A 15,626-nucleotide genomic window follows, 5' to 3' on the forward strand; every position below is an offset into this window, starting at 1 on the left:
GCAGGGGCCGTGCCAGCTCTCACCTCGCGTCGAGTGTGCGGATTTGCACGCATTTGCAGGCATCTGTTCGATCGGACTGACAAAAAATGTCACTTGGACCGACGCGTTCTGTCACTCGAACCGGGAGCGACGCAAAAACGTCAGACGTAAGCAAATGAAGAATGGCGCCCGCAGGCGCCATCGTCTTGCCGTGCAGGCCAGGCGGCTCAGCCCAGCTTCTTCTTCAGCAGCTCGTTGACCAGTGCGGGGTTCGCCTTGCCCTTGGTGGCCTTCATGGCCTGGCCGACCAGCGCGTTGAAGGCCTTGTCCTTGCCGGCGCGGAACTCGTCCACCGACTTCTGGTTGGCGGCCAGCACTTCGTCGAGGATGGCCTCGATGGCGCCGGTGTCGCTGACCTGCTTCAGGCCCTTGGCCTCGATGACGGCGTCCACGTCGGCAGACTCGCTGCTCCACAGCGACTCGAACACCTGCTTGGCGGCGTTGTTCGAGATCGTGCCGTCGGAGATGCGGGCGATCAGCTTCGCCAGCAGTTCGGGGCCGACCGGCGCGGCGGCGATCTCGCCGCCCGACGCATTCAGCCGCTTGCTGATCTCGCCCATGACCCAGTTCGCCACCAGCTTCGGCACCGCGCCCGCCGCCTTGGCGGCCTCGTAGTAGCGTGCCGTCGCCAGGCTCTGGGTCATCATCGTCGCGTCGTACTCGGGCAGGCCGTCGGCCTCGATGAAGCGCGCAGCCATGACGGCCGGCAGCTCGGGCATCTCGCCCTTCACCCGCTCCACCCATTCCGGCGCGATGACCAGGGGCGGCAGGTCGGGGTCGGGGAAGTAGCGGTAGTCGGCCGAGTCTTCCTTGCTGCGCATCGCGCGGGTCTCGCCGGTGTCCGGGTTGTAGAGGACGGTCGCCTGCTGGATCTTGCGGCCGTCCTCGATCTCGTCGATCTGCCAGTTGACCTCGTAGTTCACCGCGTCGACGAGAAAGCGGAAGCTGTTGAGGTTCTTGATCTCGCGGCGCGTGCCGAAGGGCTCGCCCGGCTTGCGCACCGACACGTTGACGTCGCAGCGGAACGAGCCTTCCTGCATGTTGCCGTCGCAGATGCCCAGCCACATCACCAGCGCATGCAGCGTCTTGGCGTACTCGGCCGCCTCGGCGCCCGAGCGCATGTCCGGCTCGGACACGATCTCCAGCAGCGGGGTGCCCGCGCGGTTCAGGTCGATGCCCGACTGGCCGTGGTAGTCCTCGTGCAGGCTCTTGCCCGCGTCTTCTTCCAGGTGGGCACGGGTCAGATTGACGACGTGCTTCTTGTCACCGACGAAGAACTCCACCTTGCCGCCCTGCACCACCGGGATCTCGAACTGGCTGATCTGGTAGCCCTTGGGCAGGTCCGGGTAGAAGTAGTTCTTGCGCGCAAAGATGGACAACGGCGCCACCTTGGCGCCCACCGCCAGGCCGAAGCGGATGGCCCGCTCGACGGCCGCGCGGTTCAGCACAGGCAGCGTGCCGGGCAACGCCAGGTCCACTGGCGAGGCCTGGGTGTTGGGCGCGGCACCGAAGGCAGTCGAGCTGCCACTGAAGATCTTGCTCTGCGTGGAGAGCTGAACGTGGTTTTCAAGGCCGATGACGACCTCATAACCACGGATGAGTTGCGATGTAGGCATATCAGATCCCCGCCGGGGCAGCTTGGTGCCAGTCGGTCGCTTGCTGAAGGGCATGCGCGGCGTGCAACAGCTGCCCTTCCTTGAAGTAGTTGCCGATCAGCTGCAGGCCCACGGGCATGCCGCCTTCGCCGGTACCCACCGGCACGCTCATGCCAGGCAGGCCGGCCAGCGAGCCGGGCAGCGTGAAGATGTCGGCCAGGTAGGCCTGTGTGGGGTTGTCCTTGCCCTCGCCGTGCTTCCAGGCGACGGTGGGCGCCACAGGTCCGGCGATCAGGTCGCACTGCGTGAAGCACTGCTGGAAGTCGTCCGCGATCATGCGGCGCAGCTTCTGCGCCTGAAGGTAGTAGGCGTCGTAGTAGCCGTGCGAGAGCACATAGGTGCCGATCATGATCCGCCGCTTGACCTCGGCGCCGAAGCCCTCGGCGCGCGTCTTCTTGTACATGTCCAGCAGGTCGTCGTACTGGGCGGCGCGGTGGCCGAACTTGACGCCGTCGAAGCGTGAGAGGTTCGAACTGGCCTCGGCCGGGGCAATGATGTAGTACACGGGGATGGCCAGCTCCGTGCGGGGCAGGCTCACGTCCACCAGCGTGGCGCCCAGCTTCTCCAGCTCGGCCAGGCCGGCGCGCACGGCGGCGTTCACGTCGGCAGACAGGCCCGCGGGGAAGAACTCGCGCGGCAGGCCGATGCGCAAGCCGGCCAGCGGCTTACCCACCGAGGCGCCTGCGCGCGCCGCCAGCATCTGCGCGTGGAAGTCCTGCGGCGGTTGCTCCACGCTGGTGGCATCGCGCTCGTCGAATCCGCTCATGGCCGACAGCAGCAGCGCGCAATCCTCGGCCGAGCGGGCCATCGGGCCGGCCTGGTCCAGGCTGGAGGCGAAGGCGATCATGCCGTAGCGCGAGCACACGCCGTAGGTGGGCTTGATGCCGGTGATGCCCGTGAAGCTGGCCGGCTGGCGGATGGAGCCGCCGGTGTCGGTGCCGGTCACGCCGGGCACCAGGCGCGCGGCCACGGCCACCGCTGAGCCGCCCGACGAGCCGCCGGGCACACGGCCCAGGTCCCAGGGGTTGTGGGCCGGGAAGTACGCGCTGTTCTCGTTGGCCGAGCCCATCGCGAACTCGTCGCAGTTCAGCTTGCCGAGACTGACGGTGCCGGCAGCGCTCAGCTTGGCCACCACCGTGGCGTCGAACGGGCTGCGGTAGCCGGCCAGCATCTTGGAGCCGGCGGTGGTGGGCATGTCCGCCGTGGCGTAGATGTCCTTGTGCGCGACCGGCACGCCCGTCAGCGCGCCGCCCTGGCCGGCAGCCAGCAGGCTATCGGCGGCGGCGGCGCGCGTGAGGGCGGACTCGGCGTCCACGTGCAGGAACGCGCCCAGCGCCTGGTCGTGCGCGGCGATGCGGTCCAGCAGCGCCTGTGTGGCCTCGCGGCTGGACAGCGCGCGGGTCTTCAGGGCGGCGGCCAGTTCGGCCACGCCCATGTCGTGAACGGGCTTCATTCGATGACCTTGGGAACGAGGAAGAGGCCGTCCTCGACGGCTGGGGCGCTGCGCTGGTTCAGCTCGCGCTGGTTGCTCTCGGTGACGGCGTCCTCGCGCAGGCGCAGCTGCACCTGCTGGATGGCCGACAGCGGCGTGTACAGCGGCTCGACGCCGGCGGTGTCCACGGCGCCCATCTGCTCGACGATCTTGAAGAAGTCGTTCAGGTTGCCGAGCAGGCCGGCAGACTCGGCCGGCTGCAGCTCCAGCCGGGCCAGGTTGGCGATGCGGCTCACGTCGTCGGGGGTGAGGCTCATGGGTCGTTTTCAGGTGTAAGGATTGAGCCAAAAACCTAGCGGGGACAGGCTCAAAACAGGGGTGATCGGGTATTATCGCCGCCCATCTTCATGGCCTTTGAGGCTGCCCTGTCAGCGATGCATTTCGTCGCGGCTTCGGGCGGCCTCTTGGCTTTCCAGACCCCCCGAATTCAGAGCCGCGCCCCGCCGGCGAGGCTCCTCCCGCGCCCACCATGTTCGCCTCCCTGCGCCGCTATTTCTCCACCGATCTGGCCATCGACCTCGGCACCGCCAACACCCTGATCTACGTGCGCGGCAAGGGCATCGTGCTGGACGAGCCCTCGGTGGTGTCGATCCGCCACGAGGGTGGCCCCAACGGCAAGAAGACCATTCAGGCCGTCGGCCGGGAGGCCAAGGCCATGCTGGGCAAGGTGCCCGGCAACATCGAGGCGATCCGCCCGATGAAGGACGGCGTCATCGCCGATTTCGTCGTGACCGAACAGATGATCAAGCAGTTCATCAAGATGGTCCACGACAGCAAGACCTTCAAGCCCAGCCCGCGCATCATCATCTGCGTGCCCTGCGGCTCCACCCAGGTCGAGAAGCGCGCCATCCGCGATGCGGCCCTGGGCGCTGGCGCCAGCGAGGTCTACCTGATTGAGGAACCCATGGCGGCCGCCATCGGCGCGGGTCTGCCGGTGGCCGAGGCCTCGGGCTCGATGGTCGTGGACATTGGCGGCGGCACCACGGAAGTTGGCGTCATCTCGCTGGGCGGCATGGTCTACAAGGGCTCGGTGCGCGTCGGCGGAGACAAGTTCGACGAGTCAATCATCAACTACATCCGCCGCAACTACGGCATGTTGATCGGCGAGCAGACCGCCGAGGCCATCAAGAAGAACATCGGCAGCGCCTTCCCGGGCTCCGAGGTCAAGGAGATGGAGGTCAAGGGCCGCAACCTCGCCGAGGGCGTGCCGCGCAGCTTCACGATCTCGTCCAACGAGATCCTGGAAGCCCTGACCGATCCGCTGAACCAGATCGTCTCTGCCGTGAAGAATGCGCTGGAGCAGACGCCGCCCGAGCTGGGCGCCGACATCGCCGAGCGCGGCATGATGCTGACCGGTGGCGGCGCGCTGCTGCGCGACCTGGACCGCCTGCTGAGCGAAGAGACCGGCCTGCCGGTGCTGGTGGCCGAGGACCCGCTGACCTGCGTCGTGCGCGGTTGCGGCATGGCCCTGGAGCGCATGGAGCGCCTGGGCTCCATCTTCACCTCCGACTGATGTGAGATCCCGGTCTCGGCCCACCGAGTCCACCCTCCGAGAGGGGCGTCAGCCGCCGCCGCTGACACCACGCGCACTTTCGCTGTCCTGCTTCGATGCCCCTCGGCACTCTTGACCGTTCCCCGCCGCCGCTGTTCCGCCAGGGCCCGTCGGCGCTGACCAAGCTCGCGCTGTGCTCGGCGCTGGCGCTGCTGCTGATGGTGGCGGACGCGCGCTTCAGGCTGATGCAGCCGGCCCGCAGCGCGCTGGCGCTGGTGCTGCAGCCGGTGCAGCGTCTGCTGCTGACGCCGGTGGACGCGTGGGAGACGGCCGGCGACTACCTGCGCGGCACCCAGCGCGCGATGGCCGCTGAAGACCAGGCCAGGCGCCAGCTGGCGCAGCAGGCCGAGCGCTTCTCGCGCGTGGCGGCGCTGCAGGCCGAGAACGACAGCCTGCGCAAGTTGCTGGGCCTGCAGCCGGCGATGACCGTGCCCTCGCTGGCGGCGGAAGTGCTGTTCGAGGCGCCGGACCCGTTCTCGCGCCGCGTGGTCATCGACCGTGGCGCCACGCAGGGCGTGACCGCCGGCTCGCCGGTCATCAACGAGGCCGGCGTGCTCGGGCAGGTGACGCGCGTCTATCCGCTGTCGGCTGAGGTCACGCTGCTGAACGACAAGGACGCCGCCATCCCGCTGCTGAACGTGCGCACTCAGATGCGCAATGCCGCGGCGGGCCGCGCGGACGGCAACGGCATGGACCTGCGCTTCCTGGCCGCGAACGCCGATGTGAAGGTGGGCGACACGATGACCACCTCGGGCCTGGACGGCATTTACCCGCCGGGCCTGCCGGTCGCCCGTGTCGCAGCGGTCGAGCGGCGCGGCGACTCCAGCTTCGCGCAGGTGCGGTTGGCGCCGATCGCGCAGCCCGACAGTGCGCGCCATGTGCTGGTGCTGCTGCCCATGGACCGGCACCTCGCGGCCAAGCACGAGGCGGAGGCCACCGCCGCGTCCGAGGCAGCGTCCGCGGCCGAGGCCAAGGCCGCCGCGCGCGCGACCAAGAAGGCCGAGCGCGCCGAGAAGGCCGCAACCAAAGCGTCCGGAGCCGCACCATGATCATGCCGCGCGCCGCAGAGCGGCTGCTGTTGCCCGCCAACCCCTGGTTCATCGCGTTCACGCTGTTCGTCGCGCTGCTGATCGACATGGTGCCCATGGGCCGGCTGGCGGCCATGCCCGATGTGCTGGCGGTCGTGCTGGTGTTCTGGGGGGTGCACCAGCCGCGCCGCGTGGGCGTGCTGTGGGCGTTCGTGTTCGGGTTGTTCATCGACGTGCACGACGGTGCGGTGCTCGGTCAGCATGCGCTGGCCTACAGCGCGCTGAGCTTCGGCGCCATCGCGCTGCACCGGCGCATGGCCTGGTTCAGCCTGGTCGGCCAGGCGGTGCAGATCCTGCCGCTGTTCGTTGCTGCGCATGTGCTGACGCTGGTCGTGCGCATGGCGGTGGGCGGCATGTGGCCGGGCTGGAGCGTGCTGCTGGTGCCGTTCCTGGAGGCGGCGCTGTGGCCGGTGGCCTGCGTGCTGCTGCTGGCGCCGCAGCGCCGCGCGCCGGACCGCGACGCGCACCGGCCGCTGTGATGCGTTCGCCCTTCGTCCAACCTTGCCGCGCTGAACGCGGGCGAGTCTGGCCGTCCTTGCAGGACGCGCCGCGGCTGACGCCACGGCTGTTCGCCAGGCATGAACTGTCCCCCGGACTGTTCATGTCCGGGCTCAGCCCCCGGGGGGACGAGGCGATCGGCGGCATGGAGCCGCGAACCGCCTCAGCCGGGCCGGCTTGGGGCGGTCCGGCGCTCGGCCCGGAATACCGCCACTGACATGGTCGTCATCAAGAACCTCCACCAGGAGCTGGCGCGCTTTCGGCTGCGCGTGCTGGCGGCGGTCGCCTTCGTGCTGTTCTGCTTTGGGCTGCTGGTGGCCCGGCTGGTGTGGCTGCAGATCGTGCAGCACGACGACCTGGCCGAGCGCGCCGAGTCCAACCGCATCGCCATCGTGCCCATCGTGCCCAACCGCGGCCTCATCAAGGACCGCAACGGCATCGTGCTGGCCAGCAACTACTCGGCCTACACGCTGGAGATCAACCCCGAGAAGGTGGTCGACGTGGACGCCACCATCGAGGCGCTGGGGCAGATCGTCGAGATCCAGCCGCGTGACAAGCGCCGCTTCAAGCGCCTGGCCGAAGAGGCCAAACACACCGACTCGCTGCCCATCCGCACCAAGCTGACGGACGAGGAGGTGGCCCGCTTCACGGCGCAGCGCTTCCGCTTCCCCGGCGTGGAGATCAAGGCGCGGCTGTTCCGCTCCTATCCGCTGGGCGACATCGGCTCCCACTTGATCGGCTACATCGGCCGCATCAACCAGGCCGAGAAGAAGGCGATGGACGACTGGGAGGAGGAGGACATCGCCAACTACCGCGGCACCGAGTACATCGGCAAGCTGGGGCTGGAGCAGGCCTACGAGCGCGAGCTGCACGGCAGCACCGGCTTCGAGCAGGTCGAGACCAGCGCCGGCGGCCGGGCCGTGCGCCGGCTGGATCACCGCCCGCCCACGCCCGGCAACACGCTGAACCTGTCCATCGACATCAAGCTGCAGGCACTGGTGGAGCAGCTGTTCGGCGAGCGCCGCGGCGCGCTGGTGGCCATCGACCCGCGCAACGGCGAGGTGCTGGCGTTCGTCTCCAAGCCCACGTTCGACCCCAACCTGTTCGTCGACGGCATCGACGTCGACTCGTGGCGCGAGCTGAACGAGAACATCGACAAGCCGCTGCTGAACCGCGCGCTGCGCGGCACCTACCCGCCCGGCTCCACGTTCAAGCCGCTGATGGCGATGGCCGCGCTGACCAGCGGCCAACGCGGCCCGCATGTGGTCATCCAGGACAACCTGGTCTACAACTTCGGTGGCCGCAGCTTCGGCAGCCCCGAGGCCGACCGGCCTGGCCCCAAGGACATGCGCGCGGCCATCGTGACCTCCAGCAACGTCTACTTCTACGACCTGGCCAACCAGATGGGTGTGGACCTGATTCACCAGGAGCTGTCGCCGTTCGGTCTGGGCAGCAGGACCGAGATCGACCTGCTGGGCGAGGTCACCGGCGTGCTGCCGTCGCAGGACTGGAAGCGCAACTACTTCCGCAGGAGCCCGGCGAACCAGAAGTGGTTTGCCGGCGAGACCATTTCTCTGGGCATCGGCCAGGGCTACAACAGCTTCACGATGCTGCAGATGGCCAATGCCTACGCCACCGTTGCATCCGGCGGCCATCGCTTCAAGCCGCGGCTGGTGCGAGATATCGAGGATGTGGCCCGTCACGAGCAGCGCCGCGTCGCCAGCGACGTGGCGGCGACGCTGCCGCTGAAGCCGGCCGACGTGGACGTCATCCGCAATGCGATGAACGGCGTGGTGCTGGAAGGCACGGGTCGCCAGGTGTTCATGGGCGCCACCTACGCCAGCGGCGGCAAGACCGGCACCGCCCAGGCCGTGGGCCTGCGTTCCGGCGAGCGCTACAGCGCCATCAAGGCCGACGAGCGCAAGCGCGACCACTCCTTGTACGTCGGCTTCGCGCCGTTGCAGCAGCCCACCGTTGCGCTGGCCGTCATCGTCGAGAACGGCGGCTGGGGCTCGGCCTCGGCGGCCCCCATCGCGCGCCGCGTCTTCGATTACCTGCTGACCGGCGCCTACCCCAGCGAGGAAGACATCGCCAAGACGCAGCTGGGACAGACCTACGCGCCCATCGGCACGCCGCGCCGTGCTGCCGACGTGCCGCTGCCCGGCCAGGCCGCATCGGCGCCTGCTGCGCCCGCATCGGCGGCCTCGGCAGCAGCCTCCGCCCCCAGCCCCGGAGCCAAGCGATGACCGTCATCGAACGCCCGCCGCTGCTGAGCCGGCTCAAGCCCTGGCTCAGTGGCTTTGACATCCCGCTGCTGCTGGCCATCTTCTGGCTGTGCGGCTGGGGGCTGGTGTCCATGTATTCGGCCGGTTATGACCACGGCACCCGTTTCGTGGACCATGGCCGCAACATGGCGCTGGGCCTGGGGCTGATGTTCATCGTCGCGCAGGTGCCGCCGCAGCGGTTGATGATGCTGGCGGTGCCGCTGTACACCCTGGGTATTGCGCTGCTGATCGCGACAGCGCTGTTCGGCATCTCCAAGAAGGGGGCGACGCGCTGGCTCAATGTCGGCGTCACGCAGATCCAGCCGTCGGAGCTGCTGAAGATCGCCACGCCGCTGATGCTGGCCTGGTGGTTCCAGCGCCGCGAGAGCGTGTTGCGCTGGCCGGACTTCATCGCTGCGTTCGGGCTGCTGCTGCTGCCCTTCCTGATGGTGGCCAAGCAGCCCGATCTGGGCACGGGCATCCTGGTGCTGGCGGCAGGCCTGTACGTGATCTTCTTCGCCGGCCTGCCGTGGAAGCTCATCGCGCCGGCTTTCATCGTCGCGGCCGTGGCGATCACGACGCTGGTGGCCAGCGAGGAGCGCATCTGCCAGCCTGACGTGACCTGGCCCGTGCTGAAGGAGTACCAGCGCCACCGGGTCTGCACGTTGCTGGACCCGACCAAGGACCCGCTGGGCAAGGGATTCCACATCATCCAGGGCGAGATCGCCATCGGCTCCGGCGGCATGACCGGCAAGGGCTTCATGCAGGGCACGCAGACCCACCTGGAGTTCATCCCGGAGCGCACCACGGACTTCATCTTCGCGGCCTTCGGCGAGGAGTTCGGCTTCATGGGCGCGCTGGCGCTGCTGGCGGGCTTCACGGCGCTGATCCTGCGCGGGCTGATGATCGCGTCCGAGGCGCCCACGCTGTTCGGTCGCTTGCTGGCCGGCGCGGTGACGCTGAGCTTCTTCACCTATGTGTTCGTCAACATGGGCATGGTCAGCGGCATCCTGCCCGTGGTGGGCGTGCCGCTGCCCTTCATCAGCTATGGCGGCACGGCCATGGTGACGCTGGGGCTGTCGCTGGGCATGCTGATGTCGATCGCGCGAGGCAGGAAGCTGACCAAGAGCTGAGCGTCACGCCGTGTCGACCGGGGTGGTGGCGGGGAAGCGGATCGTGAACCGTGCACCGGGCCCCTGCCCGTCCGGCGACTCGCCGCCCGCCGCGCGACGCACGCGCGTGTCGTCCAGCGTCAGCTCGGCGTCGTGCTGCTGCACGATCTCGCGCACGATGGCCAGGCCCAGGCCCGAGCCCTCCACGCCGCTGCCCAGCGCCCGGTAGAACGGCTGGAAGACCTTCTCGCGCTCACCTGGCGCGATGCCCGGGCCGGTGTCCTCGACCTGCAGCACCACCACCTGGCCGAACGGGTCTTCGACCACGCGCACCGTCACCAGTCCGCCGGCCTGCGTGTACAGCAGCGCGTTGTCGACCAGGTTGCGGATCAGCTCGCCGAGCAGCACCGGCTGGGCCTGCACGCGCAGGCGGCTGTCGTCGGCCAGCGCGCCGTCGTAGCCCAGGTCGATGCGGCGCTCCAGCGCGCGCGGCACGAAGTCGCGAACCGTGTCGATGGCCAGTTCGGCAAGGTTGACGGGCTCACGCCGCATCGCCTGCTCGGCATCCTCGGCGCGCGCCATCGCGAGCAGCTGGTTGACCATGTGGGCGGCCCGCTCGCTGGCGCGGGCGATCTGGGCCAGCGAGCGCTTGAGGTCGTCCGGGTTGGAGCGGCCCGCGTCCAGCTCGCGCTGGATCAGCTCGGCCTGCGTGCGCAGGCCGGCCAGCGGCGTCTTCAGCTGATGTGCCGCATCGGCCAGAAAGTGCTTCTGCCGGCTCATCGACGAGTCCAGCCGCGCCAGCAGGTCGTTGATGGCCTGCACCAGTGGAGCGACCTCGTCGGGCACCCGCTGCTCGTCGATGGGGGAGAGGTCTGAACTTTCGCGCGAGCGGATCCGCCGCTGCAGCTCGTTCAGCGGCGAGATGCCGCGCGCCAGCGCCAGCCACACCAGCAGCACCGCCAGCGGCAGGATGACGAACTGCGGCAGGATGACGCCCTTGATGATTTCGTTGGTCAGCCTTGCGCGCTTGCCCAGCGTCTCGGCCACCTGCACCAGCATGGTCTTGCCCGTGCCGGCCGCGCCCTCGGGCAGCACCCACAGGTAGGCCACGCGCACGGCATCGTTGCCGACCTCGTCGTCGCGAAAGCGCAGCTCGCCCGGCGCAATGGGCGCGTCCTCGGTCGGCACACGCAGCGTCTCATCGCCGCTCAGCAGCTCGCCGCGCAGGCCCAGCACCTGGTAGAAGACCGTGTCCGACGCATCGGCCCGCAACAGCGCCGCGGCCTCGGGCAGCAGCGCGTAGCGGTCACGCCCACGGGCCGGCGCCTCGGCAGCAGCGACCTGCTGGCCCAGGCTGCGTGCCACCTCGCCCAGTTCGCGGTCGTAAGGCCGGCCGGCGATCCCCTGCGCCACCAGCCAGGTCAGCGCAACGCTGATGGGCCAGATCAGCAGCAGCGGCGCGAGCATCCAGTCCAGGATCTCGCCGAACAGCGAGCCCTGCTGCCGGCTGGCGCCCTCCTTGGCCATGTCGGTTCAGGAGGAAATCTTTTCGAGGCAGTAGCCCAGTCCTCGCACCGTCGCGATGCGGATGGGGCCCTGTTCGATCTTCTTGCGCAGCCGGTGGATGTAGACCTCGATCGCGTTGTTCGAGACCTCCTCCCCCCACTCGCACAGCCGCTCCACCAGCTGATCCTTGCTCACCAGCCGCCCGGCGCGCTGCAGCAGCACCTCCAGCAGCGACAACTCGCGGGCTGACAGCTCCAGCATCTGCTCGTTGATGTAAGCCACGCGGCCGGTGGCGTCAAACGTCAGCGGGCCGTGCTTGATGACGCTGCTGGCCGTGCCCAGCCCGCGCCGCGTCAGCGCCCGCACGCGCGCTTCCAGCTCCTGCAGCGAGAACGGCTTGGCCATGTAGTCGTCGGCGCCCAGGTCCAGGCCCTTGACGCGCTGCTCGACGCTGTCCGCCGCCGTCAGGATCAGCACCGGCATCGTCGAGCCGCGCGCGCGCAGCTTGCGCAGCACCTCCAGCCCGTGCAGCCGCGGCAGGCCCAGATCCAAGATGACCAGATCGAATTCGTGCGTTGCCAGTGCCGAGTCGGCCTCGGTGCCGCTGGACACGCGGTCCACCGCATAGCCCGAGGCGCGCAGCGCCCGCAGCAGGCCATCGGCCAGCACTTGGTCGTCTTCGGCAATCAGGATGCGCATGGTCTCGTTGTCTCCTGCGCGGATGTTAGGCGCTGTGCTGGTGGCTCACTTGGTGAGCTACCGCGTGCCTAGGATGCTCATCAAGCCTGGGGCCTTCGCTGCCCTGGCTCGGGGAGCCAAACACTGTACAAACATACAGATTGCCCCATAATTGCCACATTCACCTGGAGATTCGCATGGACGCCCCCGTCAAAGCCCTGAACACCGAGAAAGCCAAGGCCCTGCAAGCCGCCCTCGCCCAGATCGAGAAGCAATTCGGCAAGGGTTCCATCATGCGCCTGGGCGAGGGTGAGGTGATCGAGGACATCCAGGTCGTCTCCACCGGCTCGCTGGGCCTGGACATCGCCCTGGGCGTCGGCGGCCTGCCGCGCGGCCGCGTCGTCGAGATCTACGGCCCCGAGTCGTCCGGCAAGACGACACTGACGCTGCAAGTCATCGCCGAGATGCAGAAGATCCAGGGCACATGCGCCTTCATTGACGCCGAGCATGCGCTGGACATTCAGTACGCTCAGAAACTGGGCGTCAATCTGCAGGACCTGCTGATCAGCCAGCCCGACACCGGCGAACAGGCCCTGGAAATCGTCGATGCGCTGGTGCGCTCCGGTTCGGTGGACCTGATCGTGGTGGACTCGGTCGCCGCGCTGACGCCCAAGGCCGAACTTGAAGGCGAGATGGGCGACAGCCTGCCCGGCCTGCAGGCCCGCCTGATGAGCCAGGCGCTGCGCAAGCTGACGGCCACGATCAAGAAGACCAACTGCATGGTCATCTTCATCAACCAGATCCGCATGAAGATCGGCGTCATGTTCGGTTCGCCCGAGACGACCACCGGCGGCAATGCGCTGAAGTTCTACGCCTCCGTGCGCCTGGACATCCGCCGCATTGGCTCCATCAAGAAGGGCGAGGAAGTCATTGGCTCCGAGACCAAGGTCAAGGTCGTCAAGAACAAGGTGTCGCCGCCCTTCAAGACGGCCGAGTTCGACATCCTCTACGGCGAAGGCATCAGCCGCGAGGGCGAAATCGTCGACATGGGCGTCGTCGCCAAGATCGTCGAGAAGTCCGGTTCCTGGTATGCCTATCAGGGCGAGAAGATTGGCCAGGGCAAGGACAACGCCCGCGAGTTCCTGCGCGAGAACCCCGATGTGGCCCGCGAGATCGAGAACAAGATCCGCGAATCCCTGGGCGTGGCGCTGCTGGCCGGGTCGCCGGCCGGCGAATAAGCCGCCCCGCCTGCACGGTGAGCCGTGCGCCTCTATCCCTGAAAGCGCGCGCCATCGGTTTGCTCGCCCAGCGCGAGCACAGCCGCACGGAGTTGAAACGCAAGCTGCTGCGCATTCAGCAGCAGCAAAGCCAACGCGCGCTGCAGGCCGTGAAGGCGGCTGCGGCCGAGGCGGGCGCGACAGAAGAAGACGACGACGCCGCGATTGCGGCCGAGGCGGGCGAAGTGGCCATCGACACGTTGCTGGATGCACTGGCAGCCGATGGCTACCTGGATGAAAGCCGCTTCGTGGAGTCCCGCCTGCACGTGCGCGCTGGCCGCTTTGGCACCCAGCGCATCCAGCAGGAGCTGGCCCAACACGGTTTGAGGCTGGACGCCGAGCAGCAGGCCATGCTGCGGGCAAGCGAACTGGAGCGTGCCCGCGAGGTCTGGCACAAGCGTTTTGGTGAGGAGCCCGCGCGTGAATCAACGGAGCAGGCACGCCAGACGCGTTTCCTGCTGGCGCGCGGCTTTGCCCCCGATGTGGTGCGCCGCTTGCTGCGCGCCTGAGGCTCGCTTGTCAGCGCACGCAAGGGGTGTTTTTCACCCGCGTGCTACATTGCCGGCTGCCGCCAGAACGGCGGTTCACCCGGTTACAAGCCCCCAACTCCTTGGCAAAGCGGCCCTGCGAGTCGGTCCAACCGCTGTCCCCGGCACCGGCCGGGTTGCTTCGCCCGCTCCGTTTCATGCCTCCCGTTCACCCATCAGTCACGCGCCGCCCGCTGCACCGCCGCGCCCTCGATGTGCAGGTGTTCGCGCGGGATGACGGCTTGTTCGATGTCGAAGCCAGCCTGACGGACACCAAGTCGCATGACGTGCCGTTGGCCGGCGTCGTACGCAAGGCGGGGGACCCCATCCATGAAATGCGCCTGCAGCTGACCGTCGACGCGGGGCTGAGCATCGTCTCAGTGGCGTCACAGACGCTGTGGATGCCCTACGTCGGCGCCTGTGGCGAGCATGGCGATGCCTACCAGCGGCTCGTGGGCCTGAACCTGCTGAAGGGTTTCCGCCAGGCCGTCGCGGAGCGCCTCGGCGGCACGCATGGCTGCACCCACCTCACCGAGTTGTGCCAGGTGCTGCCGACGGCCGTGATCCAGGCACTGGCTGGCTCCATCATCGACACCCGCGAGGGCGATGCTGCCGCCCCCACCGCCCCATTTCAGCTCGACCGCTGCCACGCGCTGCGCCGCGATGGCGCCACCGTCGCCCAGTTCTATCCCCGCTGGCATCTGGCCACCCCAGAGTCCGCGACCACCGCTTCTTGACTTCCCGACCCGAGAGACCCAAGCATGAAAATCCACGAATACCAGGGCAAAGAAATCCTGCGCCAGTTCGGCGTGCCGGTGCCGCGCGGCATCCCGGCCTTCACCGTGCAGGAAGCCGTTGAAGCCGCTCAGAAGCTGGGTGGCCCGGTCTGGGTCGTGAAGGCCCAGATCCACGCCGGCGGCCGCGGCAAGGGCGGCGGCGTCAAGGTCGCCAAGACCATCGACGACGTGAAGGAAAAGGCCGAAGGCATCCTGGGCATGCAGCTCAAGACGCACCAGACCGGCCCGGAAGGCCAGAAGGTCCGCCGCCTGTACATCGAAGACGGCGCCGACATCAAGAACGAGCTGTATGTCTCGCTGGTCACCGACCGCGGCACGCAGAAGGTCGCCTTCATCGCGTCGAGCGAAGGCGGCATGGACATCGAAGAGGTGGCCCACAGCACGCCCGAGAAGATCATCACCGAGATGATCGACCCGCTGAGCGGCCTGACGGAAGCCCAGTCGCGCAAGATCGCTGGCGCCATCGGCCTGACCGGCGGCTCCGTCGACCAGGCGGTCGACATCTTCGCCAAGCTCTACAAGTGCTACATGGACACGGACGCTTCGCTGGTTGAAATCAACCCGCTGAACTGCGACTCCAAGGGCAACCTGATGGCGCTGGACGCGAAGTTCAACTTCGACTCGAACGCGCTGTTCCGCCACCCCGAGATCGTCGCCTACCGCGACCTGGACGAGGAAGATCCGGCCGAAGTTGAGGCCTCGAAGTTCGACCTCGCCTACATTTCGCTGGACGGCAACATCGGCTGCCTGGTGAACGGCGCCGGCCTGGCCATGGCCACGATGGACACCATCAAGCTGTTCGGCGGCGAGCCGGCCAACTTCCTGGACGTCGGCGGCGGCGCCACCGCCGAGAAGGTCACCGAGGCCTTCAAGATCATGCTGAAGAACCCGGAAGTGAAGGGCATCCTGGTCAACATCTTCGGCGGCATCATGAAGTGCGACACCATCGCCGAAGGCGTCATCACCGCCTGCAAGGCCGTGAACCTGAGCGTGCCGCTGGTCGTGCGCATGAAGGGCACCAACGAGGAACTGGGCAAGAAGATGCTGGCCGAATCCGGCCTGCCCATCATCGCCGCCGACACGATGGCCGAAGCGGCCACCAAGATCGTTGCGGCCGTTGCCTAAAGCCCAGGAGTAAGAG

14 protein-coding genes are annotated in these 15,626 nt (G+C 68.0%); 9 read left to right on the forward strand and 5 right to left on the reverse strand.

Annotated features, from left to right (window positions below; genetic code table 11):
* Positions 1 to 206: 206 nt before the first annotated feature.
* Genes gatB through gatC form a run of 3 tightly spaced genes read right to left on the reverse strand, consistent with a single transcriptional unit; the run spans position 207 to position 3,443 of the window.
* The gene (gatB, locus tag ACG02S_RS00450; RefSeq protein WP_394468468.1) at positions 207 to 1,655 is read right to left on the reverse strand and encodes an Asp-tRNA(Asn)/Glu-tRNA(Gln) amidotransferase subunit GatB; all 1,449 of its coding nucleotides are present in this window, start codon (positions 1,653 to 1,655) and stop codon (positions 207 to 209) included.
* Position 1,656: 1 nt separating this feature from the next.
* Positions 1,657 to 3,147 carry an Asp-tRNA(Asn)/Glu-tRNA(Gln) amidotransferase subunit GatA gene (gatA, locus tag ACG02S_RS00455; protein WP_394468469.1) on the reverse strand — a complete coding sequence of 497 codons (1,491 nt, stop codon included), beginning with the start codon at positions 3,145 to 3,147 and terminating at the stop codon, positions 1,657 to 1,659.
* Positions 3,144 to 3,443 (reverse strand): Asp-tRNA(Asn)/Glu-tRNA(Gln) amidotransferase subunit GatC, encoded by a 300-nt coding sequence (gatC, locus tag ACG02S_RS00460; protein ID WP_394468470.1) that lies wholly within the window; start codon positions 3,441 to 3,443, stop codon positions 3,144 to 3,146. The genes gatA and gatC overlap by 4 nt, the downstream gene beginning before the upstream one ends.
* A gap of 212 nt (positions 3,444 to 3,655) precedes the next feature.
* Here gatC and ACG02S_RS00465 point away from each other — a divergent pair, with 212 nt between their 5' ends.
* The 5 genes from ACG02S_RS00465 to rodA all read left to right on the forward strand — a co-directional run bounded on the left by ACG02S_RS00465 (position 3,656) and on the right by rodA (position 9,721).
* A complete protein-coding gene (locus ACG02S_RS00465; protein WP_268166557.1) occupies positions 3,656 to 4,699 on the forward strand; it encodes a rod shape-determining protein in 1,044 nt (347 codons plus the stop codon).
* Between the two features lie 95 nt (positions 4,700 to 4,794).
* Positions 4,795 to 5,787: a rod shape-determining protein MreC gene (gene mreC / locus ACG02S_RS00470; RefSeq protein ID WP_394468471.1), complete on the forward strand. Its 993-nt coding sequence runs from the start codon at positions 4,795 to 4,797 to the stop codon at positions 5,785 to 5,787.
* Complete coding sequence (mreD, locus tag ACG02S_RS00475; RefSeq protein ID WP_394468472.1) at positions 5,784 to 6,305, forward strand: rod shape-determining protein MreD; 522 nt, start codon at positions 5,784 to 5,786, stop codon at positions 6,303 to 6,305. Before mreC ends, mreD begins: the two co-directional genes overlap by 4 nt.
* A gap of 237 nt (positions 6,306 to 6,542) precedes the next feature.
* Entirely contained in the window at positions 6,543 to 8,570 is a 2,028-nt protein-coding gene (mrdA, locus tag ACG02S_RS00480) for a penicillin-binding protein 2 (protein WP_394468473.1), read from the forward strand.
* Complete coding sequence (rodA, locus tag ACG02S_RS00485) at positions 8,567 to 9,721, forward strand: rod shape-determining protein RodA (protein WP_394468474.1); 1,155 nt, start codon at positions 8,567 to 8,569, stop codon at positions 9,719 to 9,721. The genes mrdA and rodA overlap by 4 nt, the downstream gene beginning before the upstream one ends.
* Positions 9,722 to 9,724: 3 nt before the next feature.
* Here the strand turns inward: rodA and ACG02S_RS00490 are convergent, their stop codons facing one another.
* Both ACG02S_RS00490 and ACG02S_RS00495 read right to left on the reverse strand, forming a co-directional pair.
* Positions 9,725 to 11,227, reverse strand: a complete 1,503-nt coding sequence (locus ACG02S_RS00490; RefSeq protein ID WP_394468475.1) for a sensor histidine kinase — start codon at positions 11,225 to 11,227, stop codon at positions 9,725 to 9,727.
* A gap of 6 nt (positions 11,228 to 11,233) precedes the next feature.
* On the reverse strand, positions 11,234 to 11,905 hold the full coding sequence (locus ACG02S_RS00495) for a response regulator (RefSeq protein WP_394468476.1): 672 nt from the start codon (positions 11,903 to 11,905) through the stop codon (positions 11,234 to 11,236).
* Between the two features lie 176 nt (positions 11,906 to 12,081).
* On the opposite strand from ACG02S_RS00495, the gene recA reads away from it, so the two are divergent.
* The 4 genes from recA (at position 12,082) to sucC (ending at position 15,610) form a co-directional block, all read left to right on the forward strand.
* Complete coding sequence (recA, locus tag ACG02S_RS00500; RefSeq protein WP_394468477.1) at positions 12,082 to 13,122, forward strand: recombinase RecA; 1,041 nt, start codon at positions 12,082 to 12,084, stop codon at positions 13,120 to 13,122.
* 17 nt (positions 13,123 to 13,139) lie between these two features.
* Positions 13,140 to 13,670 (forward strand): regulatory protein RecX, encoded by a 531-nt coding sequence (locus tag ACG02S_RS00505; protein WP_394468478.1) that lies wholly within the window; start codon positions 13,140 to 13,142, stop codon positions 13,668 to 13,670.
* Between the two features lie 176 nt (positions 13,671 to 13,846).
* The gene (locus ACG02S_RS00510) at positions 13,847 to 14,425 is read left to right on the forward strand and encodes a DUF2889 domain-containing protein (protein ID WP_394468479.1); all 579 of its coding nucleotides are present in this window, start codon (positions 13,847 to 13,849) and stop codon (positions 14,423 to 14,425) included.
* Between the two features lie 24 nt (positions 14,426 to 14,449).
* On the forward strand, positions 14,450 to 15,610 hold the full coding sequence (sucC, locus tag ACG02S_RS00515; protein WP_394468480.1) for an ADP-forming succinate--CoA ligase subunit beta: 1,161 nt from the start codon (positions 14,450 to 14,452) through the stop codon (positions 15,608 to 15,610).
* Positions 15,611 to 15,626 lie beyond the last annotated feature (16 nt).

Source organism: Pelomonas dachongensis, assembly GCF_043555865.1.
In the GTDB taxonomy this organism is placed as follows: domain Bacteria; phylum Pseudomonadota; class Gammaproteobacteria; order Burkholderiales; family Burkholderiaceae_C; genus Pelomonas; species Pelomonas dachongensis.